This window comes from Rhizobium bangladeshense (assembly GCF_001662075.1).
In the GTDB taxonomy this organism is placed as follows: Bacteria; Pseudomonadota; Alphaproteobacteria; order Rhizobiales; family Rhizobiaceae; genus Rhizobium; species Rhizobium bangladeshense_B.
On record NZ_LYPL01000009.1, the window covers coordinates 117,025 to 133,041 of the forward strand.

The 16,017-nt window shown below is 61.5% G+C and carries 15 protein-coding genes; 9 read left to right on the forward strand and 6 right to left on the reverse strand.

The annotated features are described in order from the left end of the window. Nucleotides 1–287: 287 nt before the first annotated feature. On the reverse strand, nucleotides 288–905 hold the full coding sequence (locus A7X77_RS18680) for a DUF1236 domain-containing protein (protein ID WP_064684331.1): 618 nt from the start codon (nucleotides 903–905) through the stop codon (nucleotides 288–290). Between the two features lie 285 nt (nucleotides 906–1,190). Here A7X77_RS18680 and A7X77_RS18685 point away from each other — a divergent pair, with 285 nt between their 5' ends. Further along, nucleotides 1,191–1,892, forward strand: a complete 702-nt coding sequence (locus A7X77_RS18685; RefSeq protein WP_064684332.1) for an MBL fold metallo-hydrolase — start codon at nucleotides 1,191–1,193, stop codon at nucleotides 1,890–1,892. Between the two features lie 196 nt (nucleotides 1,893–2,088). Here A7X77_RS18685 and A7X77_RS18690 read toward each other — a convergent pair whose 3' ends face one another. The 4 genes from A7X77_RS18690 to A7X77_RS18705 form a co-directional block, all read right to left on the reverse strand. Next, a complete protein-coding gene (locus A7X77_RS18690; protein ID WP_064684333.1) occupies nucleotides 2,089–2,430 on the reverse strand; it encodes a tRNA-binding protein in 342 nt (113 codons plus the stop codon). An 11-nt stretch (nucleotides 2,431–2,441) separates the two neighbouring features. Then, nucleotides 2,442–3,269 carry a pyrroline-5-carboxylate reductase gene (gene proC, locus A7X77_RS18695; RefSeq protein ID WP_064684334.1) on the reverse strand — a complete coding sequence of 276 codons (828 nt, stop codon included), beginning with the start codon at nucleotides 3,267–3,269 and terminating at the stop codon, nucleotides 2,442–2,444. A 1-nt stretch (nucleotide 3,270) separates the two neighbouring features. Further along, entirely contained in the window at nucleotides 3,271–3,771 is a 501-nt protein-coding gene (locus tag A7X77_RS18700; protein WP_064684335.1) for a YbjN domain-containing protein, read from the reverse strand. Between the two features lie 381 nt (nucleotides 3,772–4,152). Continuing rightward, nucleotides 4,153–4,413: an accessory factor UbiK family protein gene (locus A7X77_RS18705; RefSeq protein ID WP_064684479.1), complete on the reverse strand. Its 261-nt coding sequence runs from the start codon at nucleotides 4,411–4,413 to the stop codon at nucleotides 4,153–4,155. 202 nt (nucleotides 4,414–4,615) lie between these two features. Between A7X77_RS18705 and lgt the strand changes: the two genes are divergently transcribed. The 6 genes from lgt (at nucleotide 4,616) to A7X77_RS18735 (ending at nucleotide 10,603) form a co-directional block, all read left to right on the forward strand. Then, the gene (lgt, locus tag A7X77_RS18710) at nucleotides 4,616–5,464 is read left to right on the forward strand and encodes a prolipoprotein diacylglyceryl transferase (protein WP_064684336.1); all 849 of its coding nucleotides are present in this window, start codon (nucleotides 4,616–4,618) and stop codon (nucleotides 5,462–5,464) included. 17 nt (nucleotides 5,465–5,481) lie between these two features. Further along, complete coding sequence (locus tag A7X77_RS18715) at nucleotides 5,482–6,582, forward strand: class I SAM-dependent methyltransferase (RefSeq protein ID WP_064684337.1); 1,101 nt, start codon at nucleotides 5,482–5,484, stop codon at nucleotides 6,580–6,582. 110 nt (nucleotides 6,583–6,692) lie between these two features. Then, on the forward strand, nucleotides 6,693–7,487 hold the full coding sequence (gene pgeF, locus A7X77_RS18720) for a peptidoglycan editing factor PgeF (protein ID WP_064684338.1): 795 nt from the start codon (nucleotides 6,693–6,695) through the stop codon (nucleotides 7,485–7,487). Between the two features lie 5 nt (nucleotides 7,488–7,492). Next, the gene (locus A7X77_RS18725; protein ID WP_064684339.1) at nucleotides 7,493–8,644 is read left to right on the forward strand and encodes a M24 family metallopeptidase; all 1,152 of its coding nucleotides are present in this window, start codon (nucleotides 7,493–7,495) and stop codon (nucleotides 8,642–8,644) included. Nucleotides 8,645–8,746: 102 nt separating this feature from the next. Continuing rightward, a complete protein-coding gene (locus tag A7X77_RS18730) occupies nucleotides 8,747–9,565 on the forward strand; it encodes a hypothetical protein (RefSeq protein WP_064684340.1) in 819 nt (272 codons plus the stop codon). A 105-nt stretch (nucleotides 9,566–9,670) separates the two neighbouring features. Next, nucleotides 9,671–10,603 (forward strand): ribose-phosphate pyrophosphokinase, encoded by a 933-nt coding sequence (locus A7X77_RS18735; RefSeq protein ID WP_010035373.1) that lies wholly within the window; start codon nucleotides 9,671–9,673, stop codon nucleotides 10,601–10,603. Nucleotides 10,604–10,957: 354 nt separating this feature from the next. On the opposite strand, the gene A7X77_RS18740 is transcribed toward A7X77_RS18735, so the two are convergent. Continuing rightward, the gene (locus tag A7X77_RS18740; protein ID WP_064684341.1) at nucleotides 10,958–12,493 is read right to left on the reverse strand and encodes a hypothetical protein; all 1,536 of its coding nucleotides are present in this window, start codon (nucleotides 12,491–12,493) and stop codon (nucleotides 10,958–10,960) included. Nucleotides 12,494–12,868: 375 nt separating this feature from the next. Between A7X77_RS18740 and A7X77_RS18745 the strand changes: the two genes are divergently transcribed. Together A7X77_RS18745 and A7X77_RS18750 are read left to right on the forward strand one after the other, a co-directional pair. Further along, nucleotides 12,869–13,477 carry a 50S ribosomal protein L25/general stress protein Ctc gene (locus A7X77_RS18745; protein WP_064684342.1) on the forward strand — a complete coding sequence of 203 codons (609 nt, stop codon included), beginning with the start codon at nucleotides 12,869–12,871 and terminating at the stop codon, nucleotides 13,475–13,477. Between the two features lie 181 nt (nucleotides 13,478–13,658). After that, complete coding sequence (locus A7X77_RS18750; RefSeq protein ID WP_064684343.1) at nucleotides 13,659–16,010, forward strand: EAL domain-containing protein; 2,352 nt, start codon at nucleotides 13,659–13,661, stop codon at nucleotides 16,008–16,010. Nucleotides 16,011–16,017: the final 7 nt, after the last annotated feature.

The window sequence follows — 16,017 nt, forward strand, 5'->3', positions numbered from 1 at the left end:
GCACCGCGCAACTTCCCCCTGCGTTTGTGGATAAAACGTAATGGGGACAACAATCAACAGGCACCGCGCGTGAAGCGCCGGAGGTGTCAAGCTGATCGCTTGGCGCGGCAGCGGGATGATGGGCGGTTTGGCGCGGGCCGACTGCATCTATCCGGTGGCGATCGCCGCTCGGCCTAGGCTTCTTTCGTCATGCTCAGGCTTTCCCGAGCATCTGCTTCCGTTTGAATCGAGGTGTCATCAAACTAAAAGGCGGCCCGCGGGCCGCCTCGTTCAAATTCCCGATCACGTCATTCATAGACATAGACGATCCGGCGCGTGCCGGGATCGACCAGGACGGGACGGTCGTTGATCCTGGTATAGCGGTATTCATAGTCGGGGATGGTCTGGAACGTGACATCACCCGGCACCTCCGCACCGACGACGACATCGCCGCCGAGCCGCACCGTCTCGGTTGGATTGGTTTCGATATAGGTGCGCACCGTCTCCGGCGGAGTGATGGTCTCGACAGCCCCGACCGGGCCGATCAATTCGTCGCCTGGCGCCGGCTGCGGGTCAACCGGGACGACGCTGGCGGTCGACTCGTATGTGACGACGGGAACGCCGATTTCGGCGCGGTGCTGCTCGACGATCACCTGGTTGCCGCCATACTCCATCTGCAGATAATCGGCATAGACCCAGCCGCGCATGCCGTTGACGTCGACGCGGCACCAGCGGCTGCCTTCGATACAGCCATCGAGCACTGCGGTCGAGCCGCGGGTGGCAAGGCCGACTGTCGGATATTGCGGACCCGGGCCTGCGCGGACGTTGAGGTCGTTGACTGTGGTCGCGACCATCTCCGCCTGCGCCAGACCGCCGGTCGCCAGGAGCACGGCTCCAGCCAATAGGATGTTTCTCTTCAAGGTCATGTGAGCGTCTCCTTGGTTTCGATGGCCGGACAACGCGCGGCGTTCCACGATGTTCCCCTCGACTGCGCCCGACAAATGGGCGGCTCCAGAGAGCCACGCACAAGCATTTGAAAAATCTAGAAAAACATGTTTCTACCGCTGCATGGCGATAGCGGAGAACCCCATAAATTTGTGTTGCAGCTTGTCTTTTTGCCGTGAAACAGCTCGCGCCAGCAGCAGATTTCGGCTGTCCTTGCTGCCGTTTCGAACTATACCTGAGCACCCGAGACACCAAGCGAGGCACTTATGGGCATGCTCCAGGCCGGCATCATTCCGGTGACACCTTTTCAACAGAACTGCACGGTCTTCTTCGATCCCGACACCCAGGAAGGCGTCGTCGTCGATCCGGGTGGCGACGTGCCGCTCATTCTCCAGGCGATCGGGAAAAGCGGCCTGACCATCAAGGAAATCTGGCTGACGCACGGCCACCTCGACCATGCCGGCGGCGCCAAAGAGTTGAAGGAAGCTCTCGGCGTCGACATCGTCGGCCCCCACCAAGACGACCTGCCGCTGTTAGAGCGCATCGAGACCCAGGCGGCGAACTACGGCATATCCGGATTGCGCAACGTCCTGCCCGACCGTTGGCTCAAGGATGGCGACAAGGTTTCGTTCGGCGCCCACGAGTTTGAGGTCTATCACGCGCCCGGCCATGCACCCGGCCATGTCATCTATTTCAACCGCGCCCAGAACTTCGCCCATCTCGGCGACGTGCTCTTCAACGGCTCGATCGGCCGTACAGATCTGCCGGGCGGCAATCATCAGCAGCTGTTGGATTCGATCCGCGATAAAGTCCTGCCGCTCGGCGACGAGGTCGGCTTCATCTGCGGCCACGGCCCTGGCAGCCGCATCGGCGACGAACGCCGCAGCAATCCGTTCCTGCAGGAGATTAGAGCACGTGACGGCTCGGATGCGGGCAAATCAGGCGCAACGCCCGATAAAAGGATGTGAGCTAGATGCGGAGCCTCAACAGGTTGTCCTCGGTCGGCCCGTTTTCAGCCAACCTGAAGGACCGGGCATCTCTAGCCAGGATCAGAGGCGATCGGCTCGGATGTACCAAGGGGCATGTCTGTCGCCAATCGCCTCTGCCCTGACGAAAACCTGCTCCGGCAGAATGCTTCAAGCTAACCAGGAAAGGCTCCAAGGCTCACATCATCTTCTGGCCATTCGGCACCGGCTGCTCGACCGCGGCGAGCACGATCGCGCCGTTCTCATCCGCAAACCCCAGCGTCAGTACTTCCGAACGGAACGGCCCGATCTGGCGTGGCGGGAAGTTGACAACGCCAAGGACCTGCCGGCCGATCAGCCTTTCCGGCGTATAATGCATGGTGATTTGCGCCGAGGATTTTTTCACGCCGATGTCGGGGCCGAAATCGATGACCAGCTTGAACGCCGGTTTGCGCGCTTCCGGAAAAGGACTGGCCTCGACGATCGTGCCGACACGGATATCGACACGATCAAAATCGGCGTAGGTAATCTCTTCGGCCATAAGGGGCTCCGTCAGCCGGCCAATTCCTCGGCCCGCTTGCGCGCCGCCGCGAGTGCCTTATCGAACAAAGGCTGCATGCCGTTTTCGGCCATCAGCACCGCCAACGCCGCAGCCGTCGTGCCGCCCGGAGAAGTCACGTTCTGCCGCAGCCGCGAAGCATCGTCGGGGGACTGGTGCAAAAGTTCACCAGCCCCCGCGACAGTTTCCCGCGCAAGACGCATGGCGAGGTCCGCCTGCAGGCCGAGCTTACGGCCCGCCTCCGCCATACATTCGACGAGATAGAAGACATAAGCCGGGCCGCTGCCGGAAAGCGCCGTCACAGCATCGATATCGGCTTCCGCTGGCACCCATTCGACCGGGCCGGAGACGCGCAGAAGCGAATGGACGCGCTCGCGCTGCTGATCGCTGACCGCTGAATTGGCATAGGCCCCGGTGACGCCACGGCCGACCATGGCCGGCGTGTTCGGCATGGCCCGAACCATGGCGGCTTTCCCGAGATGCTTTTCGAGAAAACCGAGCGACTTGCCGGCAGCGACCGAGACGACGACCGTCTCTGGCCCGACAGCGCTTTTCACCGTCGGCAACACCGCCTCCATCACCTGCGGCTTCACCGCAAGGAACAAGACGCCTGCCTTCAACGCTGCCGGAAGCGCCGCAAGGTGGGTCGCTCCCGCCTCGCCGATCGTCGCCAGTATCGCCGGCGACGGTCCGGGATCGACGACGATGACGGCCGAGCCCGGAACGCCGCTCTTCAACCAGCCGGAGAGCATCGCGCCGCCCATATTGCCGGCGCCGATCAGAACGACGGGATGCTTCGAGGAGAAAGCCTTGGCTGGCATCTTATGCCTCGCCGACCGTTTCGAACAGCACGGCTTCCATTGCCTTGGACGCATCCATGCCGGACCAGACGACGAACTGGAAAGCCTGGAAATAGGCCTCGCAGGTGTCGAGCGCGCTGGAAAGCAGCACCTCCACCTGGCGGTTGGTCGGCTCGGCGCCGCCGGCAAGCAGCAGCGACTGCCTGAAGATGACGACGTCTTCCTGGCGCCAGAGGTCGAAATGCCCCATCAACACCTGCCCGTTGATCGCCGAGAGCAGCTTGACCACCTCGTTGACCCGGATGTCGGGGACCTTGATATCGAAGGCGCAGCCAAGATGCAGCGCCTCGAATTCCTCCATCCAGGAGAAGGAGACATGATAGTCCGCCCAGCGCCCCTCGACCGTCATTGCGATCTCGTCCTCGCCGGACCGTTCGAACGACCAGTCATTGTTGGAGGCCACGTACTCGATCATATCGACCGGGTTCGACTGACGCTCGACTTCCAATTCCATCAGGTTCATGCAGCACCTTCTTGACCGGAATGAATGCGACTTAACTTCGTGTACGAACACAAGAAAGACACACGCAAATACCGGAAACCACCACCGGATGATCGTTGAACCGCTGCCAGACTTAACGCAGATAACCTGCCCGGAGCTTACCAAGTCGCTTCGAATCATCATTTAAAATCAGTGTATAATGACCCTTGCCACCTGCCAGCCCCCTGAGCGGAAAATAGGGCGCTGCCACTGTGGAAAGCACTTCGAAACTCAATTCAGAAGGGAGAATAAGCGACTCTGCGTATTGGCTTTTTTGGCAGTGTCCACAGGTGGAAAACTCACCTGAATTTTTTGTGACAGACACGGCATGGGGCAATGAGGCCATGCCGTGTCTGTCGGAACTCAGTGGCCTTCGCCGGCAAGCCTTGCTTCCAACGCCGCGATGCGGGCGGCGAGCGCCTCGTTTTCGTCGCGTGCCTTGATCGCCATCTCGCGCACAGCCTCGAATTCCTCGCGCTTGACGACGTCCATGCTGTTCAGCCAACGCTCGGCCTGGGCGTTGAAAGCCGTCTCGATCTCCTTGCGGACTCCCTGGGCAGCACCTGCCGCGTCGGTCATCAGCTTGGCGAACTCATCCATGATGCGGTTCGTTCCGGTCGTCATGGCGTTTTTCTCCTTCGGATGCGGTGAATTCGACCCTTCAGGGCCTTGAAGATTGAGGTAGGGCTTCGCCGTCGGCGATGCAAGCGCTTTGCACGGGATAGTCCTCGCCGGACCGGGCTGCGAAAGCGAGATCACGAACAATGGACTTGACCGTCCGGGATCGCAGCGGCATGTTCCGCCGACTTCAAAGGATGGGAAAACCTTGCCGATAGCCGCCGATCTCCTTGCCATCATGCCTTTCCCGGACATCGATCCGATCGCCTTTTCGATCGGTCCGCTGGCGATTCACTGGTACGGTCTCGCCTATGTCGCCGGCATCCTGCTCGGCTGGGCCTATGCCCGCCGCATCGCTGCCAATGACGGTCTCTGGCCCGGCAACGTGTCGCCGATATCAAGGGTGCAGCTCGACGATTTCATCGTCTGGGCAGCCCTCGGCGTCGTCCTTGGCGGTCGCCTCGGCTATATTTTCTTCTATGATCTCACAGCCGTCCTGCATGATCCCGTGCGTGCGGTTCAGATCTGGAACGGCGGCATGTCGTTCCATGGCGGCCTGGCCGGCACGACGATCGTCATGATCCTCTTTGCCCGTCGCCACGCCATTCCGATCTGGAGCCTGTTCGACATCGTCGCCACGGTCGTCCCCTTCGGACTGTTCTTCGGCCGCATCGCCAATTTCATCAATGGCGAACTCTGGGGCCGGTTGACAGACGTACCCTGGGCCGTGGTCTTCCCGACCGGCGGTCCTTTCGCCCGCCACCCGAGCCAGCTCTACGAGGCCGGCCTCGAAGGCATCGTCCTGCTTCTGGTTCTGGCCGCCCTCGTCTATGGCATGCGCGCGCTGAAAAGCCCCGGCTTCGTCACCGGCGTCTTCGTCTGCGGCTATGCGCTGTCGCGGATCTTCGTCGAATTCTTCCGCGAGCCCGACGCCCAGCTCGGCTACCTCCTCGGCACCACCTGGCTGACCATGGGCATGGTTCTCTCCTCGCCGATGATCCTGCTCGGTCTCTGGGCGATGCTGCGCGCCCGTCGCCAGGCTGCGCTGCAGCTCTGACACGGCGGATAAACGACATGAACACCGCTCTCGGCGAAAAGATCAAGGCGATCATCCAGGCCAACGGCCCGATCAGCGTCACCGATTATTTCTCGCTCTGCCTGGCCGATCCCGAACATGGCTATTACCGCGCCCGCGAGCCCTTCGGCCGTTCCGGCGATTTCGTCACTGCGCCGGAGGTCAGCCAGATCTTCGGCGAAATGATCGGCGTCTTCATCGTCCATGCCTGGCAGCGCCACGGCACGCCGGCGGATGTGCGCCTGGTCGAGATCGGGCCCGGCCGCGGTACGATGATGGCGGACATGCTGCGCGTCATCGCTCGCATCGCCCCGCCGCTTTTCGACACCATGAGCGTGCATCTTGTCGAAACCAGCGAGCGTCTGCGCGACGTCCAGAGCCAGACGCTTGAAGCCTATGGCGAGAGAATCGCCTGGCACGACGGCTTCGACGAAGTCCCGCCCGGCTTCACCCTGATCGCCGCCAATGAATTGTTCGACGCGATCCCGATCCGCCAGTTTGTCCGCACGCAGACAGGCTTCCGCGAGCGCATGGTCGGGCTCGACGCCGACGGCGAGCTGACCTTCGCAGCCGGTGTCGCCGGCCTCGATCCGGCGCTGCTTCCCGAACCGGTGCAGAACCTGCCGCTCGGAACGCTCTTCGAGATTTCCCCTGCCCGCCAGGCGGTGATGATGGCGATCTGCGAGCGGCTGCGCGCCTTCGGCGGCACGGCGCTTGTCATCGACTACGGCCATCTCGTCACCGGTTTCGGCGATACGCTGCAGGCGGTGCGCATGCATGAATTCGACCCGCCGCTTGCCCATCCCGGCGAAGCCGATCTAACGAGCCATGTTGATTTCCAGCAGCTCGCCGAAACGGCGCTCACCGCCGGCCTGCATCTGAACGGCGCACTGCACCAGGGCGACTTTCTGACCGGCCTCGGCATTCTCGAGCGAGCCGCCGCTCTCGGGCGCGACCGCGAGCCGCAGACCCAGCAGGTCATCCGGACGGCGGTCGACAGGCTTGCCGGCGCCGGTGAGGGCCGGATGGGCGAACTCTTCAAGGTCATGGCCGTCTCGCACCCGGCCGTCGATCTCATGCCCTTTCGTCCGGTGGATTGACAGGGCGCACGCGGCTGAGCCAACATCCCCGCGTACAGCAACTTGAAGCGCGCCGCCGATGCGATGCGCTCGGGACAATAACAAACCTCTCGAAAAGCCCGGAATCACAGATGCAGGACGCGGCCTCTCCCGCACCGATCGAAAGCGCGCTGCTGAACGAAGCGGCCGGCGCCGCCATCCGCCACGGTTATTTCACCCGGGCCGGCGGTGTTTCCGAAGGGATCTATCGCGGTCTCAATGTCGGCCTCGGCTCCAGCGACGAGCGGGGCAAGGTGATGGAAAACCGCCGCCGCGTGGCCGCCTGGTTCGATCTGCCGATCGAGCGGCTGGCAACCGTTCATCAGGTGCATTCTCCCGATGTCGTGACGATCGGCGCCGACTATGACGGCGCTCGCCCCGATGCCGATGCGATGGTGACGGCAGTCCCCGGCATTGTGCTTGGCGTGCTGGCCGCCGATTGCGGCCCCATCCTCTTTGTCGATCCCGAAAATCGCGTCATCGGCGCCGCCCATGCCGGCTGGAAGGGTGCGCTTACCGGCGTGCTCGAAAACACCGTCGCAGCCATGGAAGCCCTGGGTGCCGAGCGCGGCAGCATACTGGCCTGCCTCGGCCCCTCGATCAGCCAGGAAAGCTACGAAGTCGGACCGGAATTCGTCGATCGCTTCATCGCCGAAAATCCCGATTACGAGCGCTTCTTCATGCCTTCGGCCACGCCGGGCCACGCCATGTTCGATCTGCCGGCACTGACCATCGACAGGCTGACCCGGGCCGGCGTTCGGGCCGAAAGCCTCGGCCTCTGCACCTATCCGGACAGCGATCGCTTCTTTTCCTATCGCCGGACGACGCATCGCAAGGAGCCGGACTACGGCCGCCAGATTTCAGCGATATCAATCAGGGAGACTTGAGCAGAATGGCACTGCACTTCGAAAAGGCCGAGTTCGCAAGCCGACTTGCGCGCCTCACCGAGAAGATGAAGGAAGAAAAGCTCGACGCCCTGCTGCTCTTCGCCCAGGAAAGCATGTACTGGCTGACCGGCTACGACACCTTCGGCTACTGCTTCTTCCAGACGCTCATCGTCAAGGGCGACGGCACGATGGCGCTGATCACCCGCTCGGCCGATCTTCGCCAAGCCAAGCACACATCGATCCTTGAGGACATCCATATCTGGGTCGATAGGGTCAATGCCGATCCGACGCTCGACTTGAAGAACCTGCTGGTCGAGATGGATCTGCTCGGCGCTCGCATCGGCGTCGAATATGACACGCACGGCATGACCGGCCGCGTCGCCCGCCTGCTCGACGCGCAGTTGACCACTTTCGGCCAGATCGTCGACGCCTCCTATCTCGTCAGCCGTCTTCGTCTGATCAAGAGCCCAACCGAGATCGCCTATGTCGAACGGGCTGCAGACCTCGCCGACGACGCGCTCGACGCTGCGATCCGGCTGACGAAACCGGGTGCCGACGAGGCCGAGATCCTCGCCGCCATGCAGGGAGCGATTTTTTCCGGCGGCGGCGACTATCCCGCCAACGAGTTCATCATCGGCTCGGCGGCCGACGCGCTGCTCTGCCGCTACAAGGCCGGCCGCCGCAAACTCGATGCCAACGACCAGCTGACGCTCGAATGGGCCGGCACCTACGCGCATTATCATGCCGCCATGATGCGCACGATCGTCATCGGCGAGCCGCTGCAACGCCATCGCGAGCTCTACAATGCCTGCCGTGAAACCATCGAAGCGATCGAGACTGTGCTGAAGCCCGGCCACACCTTCGGCGACGTCTTCGATATGCATGCCAGGATCATCGACGAGCGCGGCCTCGCCCGCCACCGGCTGAATGCCTGCGGTTATTCGCTCGGCGCCCGCTTCTCGCCCTCCTGGATGGAGCATCAAATGTTCCATGTCGGCAATCCGCAGCCGATCGAGCCGAACATGTCGCTCTTCGTGCACATGATCATTGCCGATTCCGATACGGGGACCGCGATGACGCTCGGCCAGACCTATCTGACGACGGCGGATGCGCCGCGCGCACTGTCTCGTCATCCGCTCGATTTTATCGGCCTTTGAAGCCCGGGATTGACGGATGAGAATCCGGAATTGACAGACGACCATCCCCGCCCGCATAAATTCGGGCGGGCTGATGCGATTGTGGGAAGGACGGATCACGGGATGACGCGAGCTGCGACTGTGCCCACTTTCCTGTTCGTCATGGCCCTGCTCACCGCCTGCAATACCACCGACGCGCTGACGCCGCAGGTCGGCATCGGCGACTCCTACGGAGGCGCGCCGTCAAGCCCGGTGACCCAGCGTGAGGCCGAAGGTCTGGCGGGCACGCGTCAACCCGCCTTCGCCGCAGGCTCGCAGCCGAATGGCTCTCATCCGGCCTATAATCAATCGCAGGGAATCTATCGGCCCGGCAGCGGCGCCCCGCCGACAACGATGCAGGAACAGGCCGAAGCCCTGTCGAGGAACAGCACCTCGCCCGCCGCCTCTGCCCCGATCGAGGGACAGACGCTGCCGCCGGCGGCCGCCGGTGCCGGATCTCAGGCACAGTCCGGCCAGACGCTCGACGCGCAGCCGCAACAGACCGCTGCCCTCACCCCCGGCGCCTCTTCCGCCCGCGGCAATACCGTGCGCTTCCTGCCGATCATCGGCGCGCCGGTGCAGGCCGTCACGCCGCTCTCGCGCCAGCTCGGCGCCGAGGCGCGGGCGCATGGCCTTTCCATCAAGAGCTCGAACGATGCGAGCAGCGACTACATCCTCAAAGGCTATCTCTCCGCCTTCAGCGACGACGGCAAAGTCACCGTGGTCTATGTCTGGGACATTCTCGACAGCGGCGGCGCCCGCCTGCACCGCATTCAGGGGCAGGAAAGCGTGCCGACGGCCGCGACCGACCCCTGGGCGGGCGTTCCGGCTTCGGTGATGCAGCAGATCGCCTCGAAAACCATCTCGGAATTCACCTCCTGGCGGCAGACACAGGGCGGTTAGTCACAAACTTTTCGCAAATATCCAAGCCTGTGGCGCCTTTGCCCTTGCATTCACCGGGAAGCTGACTAAAAAGCGCGGCTATCAGCGCATAACAGGCGGACCAACATGAAGGTTTTCGCAGGCAATTCGAACCGGCAACTCGCCGAAGCGATCTGCAACTATCTCAACGTTCCCTTGGGGAAAGCCAGTGTCCGAAGGTTTGCCGATCAGGAAATCTTCGTGGAAATCCAGGAAAACGTTCGCGGCGAGGACGTTTTCCTCGTACAGCCCACGTCCTATCCTGCCAACGACCATTTGATGGAACTGCTGATCATGATCGACGCCATGCGTCGTTCGTCAGCCCGCCGCATCACGGCCGTCCTCCCCTATTTCGGCTATGCCCGCCAGGACCGCCGCGCCTCCGGCCGCACACCGATCTCGGCCAAGCTCGTCTCGAACCTGATCACCGAAGCCGGCGCCGACCGCGTCATGACGCTTGATCTCCACGCCGGTCAGATCCAGGGCTTCTTCGATATTCCGACAGACAATCTTTACGCGCTGCCGGTCCTGACGCGCGACATCAAGAGCCACTATGACCTCAGCAACGTCATGGTCGTCTCGCCTGACGTCGGCGGCGTCGTTCGCGCCCGTGCGCTCGCCAAGAGGCTGGACTGTCTTCTGTCGATCGTCGACAAGCGTCGCGACCGGCCGGGTGAATCCGAAGTCATGAACATCATCGGCGATGTCACCGGCAAGGACTGCCTGCTGATCGACGATATCGTCGATTCCGGCGGCACCCTCTGCAATGCGGCCGATGCGCTGCTCGCCAAGGGCGCTTCCAGCGTCACGGCTTATATCACCCACGGCGTGCTGTCAGGCGGCGCCGTCACCCGCGTCACCTCGTCCAAGCTGCGCGAACTTGTCATCACCGACTCAATCCAGCCGACGACGGCCGTGCAATCCGCCCATAATATCCGCGTCGTGACGACCGCTCCGCTGATCGGCGAAGCCATCAGCCGGACGAGCCAGGAAGAATCCGTCTCCAGCCTGTTCGATTAAAAAGAGCCGGCGTTCACCGAGCAGTAGAACTGCTGTCGCCCTAAGCGATCGCGGGCCGGCCGCTCATCGGGCTGCCGCCACAGACCGGGGTCGAGCCAGGCATCTCGACCCGTCCTTCGGGACCCGTACGCGGGGCGAGGACATGCCGCACCGACCCTCCGTACCCTCTACACTGCATTTGGCAATCCCCTCGCCCCGTTCACGGGAGGGAGTCAGCGCGAAGGGGCGGCCGTCGACGCCAACCTGACAGCAGTGGACAATCCGAGGATGACGCGGAGTAAAGAACGGAGTTGGTCAACAAGTTGAAGCCGGCGCAAGGCCGGCTTCTTTTGTTTCTCTCCCGATTGACGACGCTCAAGGCTGCTGCGGCGCAGGTACCGCGTCCTGGCCCTGCTCCTGCTCCTGGTCTGGCTCCAGCCCCTGATCTTGATCCGGAGCGTCCGGCCCCTTGACCATCTGGCCGTTGACCGTGACCGCGCCGTCGCGACTGACGCTGATGTCCCAGCGCGAACGACCGTCGGGATCGGTCTTGGCAAAGCCCTTCACCATCATGATGCCGAAGGAGACCTGGTTGAGATCCGGATCGGTCTTGGCAAGTTCCTGAACTGCCGCGATCGTCTTGTCGAGATCACGCGCCAGGATCGTCGCCTCCATAGAATAGTCTTTTTCGGTGTCGACCCGGCCTTCGATCTTGCCCGTCATATCGACGTCATAAACATCCGACTTGGCGCTGATCTTCGGAAACTCGACGGCGAGCCGGCCGTCGCGGAAGAGCTTCTTCGCCATCTCCTCGCCGGCCTTCTCCGGTGCCTTGTCATTGAAATCCACCGCCATGAGGGCTTCGCCGAAGCTTGCGAAATCTACGTCCGGAACAGCGAGCTGAAAATCGAAACTGGTCGGCACGAATGTCGCGTAGTTTGCCGGCATCAGCGGCGTGTCGAGGCTGATCTCCTGCGCGTTCATGCCGAAGCCGAAACGCATGGCGTCGCTCGGACCTTCAATGGCGAGGTTGTAGTTGAATGCCTTGGCGCCGCCCTTGCCCATCTCGTTTGTGACGGACAGGTCGTTGACCCCGATCGTCTCGCTGAACAAGGTCAGAAGCGGAAAAGCTTCCTTCGCGATTGTCTTTATCTTATCAGTATTTTCCGAGCTCAATTCCTTCTCATCGGCATGGTCGAGCACGAAGAAGACCACGTCGCGGATCTGCTTCGCCGGCAGGCCATTCACCTTGGCATCGACATTGATTGAGCCGGCACGAATTTCGATGGGCGGCATTTGCAGGCCGGAAACTTGCTCGACAAAACCATACATGGAGGCGCTGCCGACAAAATCGATACGTCCGTTGCCGCCTGCACTGTCCGTCGAACTCAGCTTTTGGTCCATGCTGGCGATGGCGGCTTGAACTTCCTCGGTTTCAGACTTGCTGGCGACCTTGACGTCCTTGACCGCAAAGGTGCCTGAGCGCAGATAGCTGATTGCCGGGTCGAAAACACCGCTGTAGACGATCGAAGCGATGGAATAGGTGAAATTCGTTGTTTTCTGATCCGGGTCTTTAAAATGCCCGGAGACGTTGAACCTGTCGTCGCCTTCGATGTTCCAAAGCCCATTGTCGAGCGGCGTGGCGAATGTCGAGAACGGGGTAAGGCCGTTGATCGTAAAGGTCGCCGGATCCACTTTTGCAAGCAGCTTCGCCAGATCATAGATGATCTCGTAGCGCGTGCCCGCCGGATTGACGGTGATGAAGCCGCTCTTCGCCAGATCATCGGGAAGCAACTTTGTGAGAGTGTCCCTGACGGTGTTGGCGCCATCCTGATTGATCTCCACGGCCTCGGCCGTGGTAAAAACGCAAAGGGCAAGCAAGCTCGTTGCCGTGACAAGTTTGAGACGCATAGTCTGGTTTCTCCTCAGCCGCTTTTGAGCGGCCATCCAAAGATGCGAAGCGCGGCAATGTCAAGCCAAGTGGCCTTGGACGGACGCGGTTTTGAAGTGATTTCATGAGGTTCGTCTCTTTGAGCCGAAGCCCGGCCTACGCTGGTTGCTGTTGCCGGGGCTCATTCGCAGACATGGCCGATGACGCCTGCGGGGACGGCAGCCTCGCCGCAATCGGCAACTTGCGTTTCCGATCGAGTTATAATATAGGCCACCGGTCCGCGTAGACACCCTTGGAGGCAACGCGGATGAGGATGGGGAAACCCGCCTCCGGTTCGACGGAAACAGGCTTCTGCCCGCCGACGAACTCTCCAAATAACCTCGAAAGGAATAGCCATGAGCCAGGAAACTTACGAGCTCAAGGCCGAGGCGCGCGAACGGGTTGGTAAGGGGTCCGCCCGTGAACTTCGCCGCAACGGTTTGATTCCCGCTGTCATCTATGGTGACAAGCAGGCCCCCATTGCCATCGCTCTCAACACCAATGAGGTGACGAAGCGCATTCACGCCGGTGGTTTCATGACCACCGTGGCGACGATCGAAGTCGACGGCAAGAAGTACAAGGTTCTGCCGAAGGACTACCAGCTCGATCCGGTCCGCGATTTCACGATGCATGTCGATTTCCTCCGCGTCTCCGGCAACACCCAGGTGACCGTCGAAATCCCGGTTCACTTCATCAACGAAGAGAAGTCCCAGGGCCTCAAGGTCGGTGGCGTTCTGAACATCGTCCGCCACTCGGTCGAAGTTCATTGCCCGGCCGATGCGATCCCGGAATTCTTCGACATTGACCTCAGCGGCAAGAAGATCGGCGACAGCATCCACATTTCGGAAGTCACCCTGCCGAAGGGCGTGACCACGGTCATCGACCGCGATTTCACGATCGCGACCATCGTCGCTCCGGCTGCCGGTGTCGACGAAAGCGCCGAAGAAGGCGAAACCGAAGCCTGATCGCTTTACTCCATTTATAAAACATATGGCCCGCCTTCCCAGGAAGGCGGGCTTTTCGTTGCCCGCGGACCCCCGTTTCAGCAAATTTAATATATTCGTGAAAGCATGCCCGTCAGCTGCGAAGAAGCCGGCCCGAACGCGCGACAGCAAATATGGCCGGTCTGGGGGAGTAGACGGAACCATGAACAATTCCGTTGAGAACAGGTTTTTTGGGATTGTTTGCGGAGCGCTGCTTGTTTTTGTCGCTCCTCTCTTTGTTCTCTTTCTTTTTCTTTCCTCGGAGCGGGCCGACAAGGAAATACGCGACCATATCTCGGTTCTTCTTGTCGCCAATGCTCAGGCACTGGCAAAGCCCCTCTGGGACCTCGATGAAGAAAGCGTCACTCAGATCGGCGCGACGGTCGTTTCCCAGGGCGCCATCGTCAAGGTCGAAGTGCGCGATCGGTCAGGCCAGCTCGACGTCAGCCAGTCCACCATTCCCCGCTCCTTCGACGGCAAGCTCGTGCAGGTGTCGCGCGCCATCATCTACAACACCATCGATGGCCCGAAGAATCTCGGCAGTATCAGCGTCTACTATCCCGCCATGGGCCTGTTTTCCGGCCTGAAGCAGGAAGAGGTCGTCTTCATTTCGATCTTCATTTTCGCCGTTCTGACCGTTTTCGGCACCGCGCTGATCGGCAACCGCTTCTTCGTCATCCAGCCGCTGATGCGGCTGACGGCGGCGATCGAAGCCACCCGTCAGCTCGGCTCCCGCCATCACGTCGACTGGCAGTCGAACGACGAGATGGGACGGCTTGCCCACAGCTTCAATGAGATGCAGACCAAGCTCGAAAGCGAGGAGAAGGAGCTGAAGCTCGCCCATCGCCGCGCCACCGATATCTACAATCTCACCCCCGCCATGCTCTTCTCGCTCGACGAGGATGACCGCATTACCGCCGTCAGCGATTATTGGCTGCTTGCCACCGGCTATAATCGCGCCGCCGTCATCGGCCGCAACTTCGCCGATCTCGTCACGGCAAACACCCGCGACAAGTTCGTCAAGCGCCGCCGGGCCGAGAGCGGCATGGCGGTTACTGTCAAGTTCGTTTGCCTGGACGGCCGCACCATGGACGTCCTTATCATGGAATCGGAAGCCGGCACCGGCGTTCACGATCGCCTTTCACTGTCGGTCATGACCGATGTGACCGAGCTCAAGGCTTCCGAAGACCGCAACCATCGCCAGGCAATCACTGATCACCTGACCGGGCTTCTCAACCGCCAGGGTTTTGAAGCCGTGCTCGACAGCAAGATCGCCGCGGCAGACGCCGCCGGCCAGGAGCTCGCCTGCCTCTTCGTCGATCTCGACCGCTTCAAGTGGATCAACGACAATATGGGCCATGCCGCTGGCGACAGGGCATTGATCGAGCTGGTTGCCCGCCTGAAGACCCATCTTGCTCCCTTCGACGAGGCAGCTCGCCTCGGCGGCGACGAATTCGCCATCCTGCTGCCGGCGAAGGACGCCGAAAGGCGCGCCAAGGCGATGTGCGAGCAAATCGCCTCGGTCTTCGAAACGCCATTTGCCCCGGACATGCATCTGAGCGCCTCGATCGGGATCGCCATCTATCCGCATCATGCCGCCACCGCGGCGGAGCTGCTGCAGAAATCCGACATGGCGATGTATGCCAAGAAACGCGACGGCAAGAATGGTGCGCAGCTCTTCGACAATACCATGCTGGACCGCGCCCGCAGCCGCGCCGAAATCGAGGCCAATATCGAAGCCGGCCTCGTCGACAACTGGTTCGAGGCTTTCCTGCAGCCGATCGTCAATTTGAACGGCCGCGGCATTGCCGGTTTCGAGGCGCTGATGCGCCTCAACCATCCGCAGAAGGGGCTGATGCCGCCGGCCGAGATCATCAGCGTCGCCGAGGAAACAGGAAAGATCGTGCGCGTCGGCAACGTCATCATGGAGAAGGCGATCGCCAACCTCGCGAAAATTTCCCGCCTATCGGGCATGCAGGATAGCTATATCGCCATCAACTTGTCGCCGCTGCAGTTCGAGCCGGCGCTGCCGGCCCGGCTTGCCGCCATTGTCGGCCGCCACGGCATCCGCCCCGAGCGCATCGTCGTCGAGATCACCGAAGCCGTGCTGATGCATGACAACCCTGAGATTCGCATGATCGTCACCGAGCTTCGCCGCTTCGGCTGCCGCATCGCTCTCGACGATTTCGGCACCGGCTATTCGTCGCTCAGCTACCTGAACCGCTTCCCTGTCGACATCATCAAGATCGACCAGTCCTTTACCCGCGCGATCAACGACGGCGATGATGACGTGCGCCAGAAGAGCCGCATGCTGATCGAAGGCATTACCACCCTCTCCCACAAGATGAACTGCACCGTCATCGCCGAGGGCATCGAGACCGAAGAGGAATGCCGCACCCTCCACCAGATGGGGCTGGACTATGGCCAGGGCTACCTCTTCCATCGCCCGCAGCACGCAGCCAAGCTCATCGAGGAACTGATGATCGCGCAATCGGCCGTCGCACGCGCCTCGTAAACGAAGA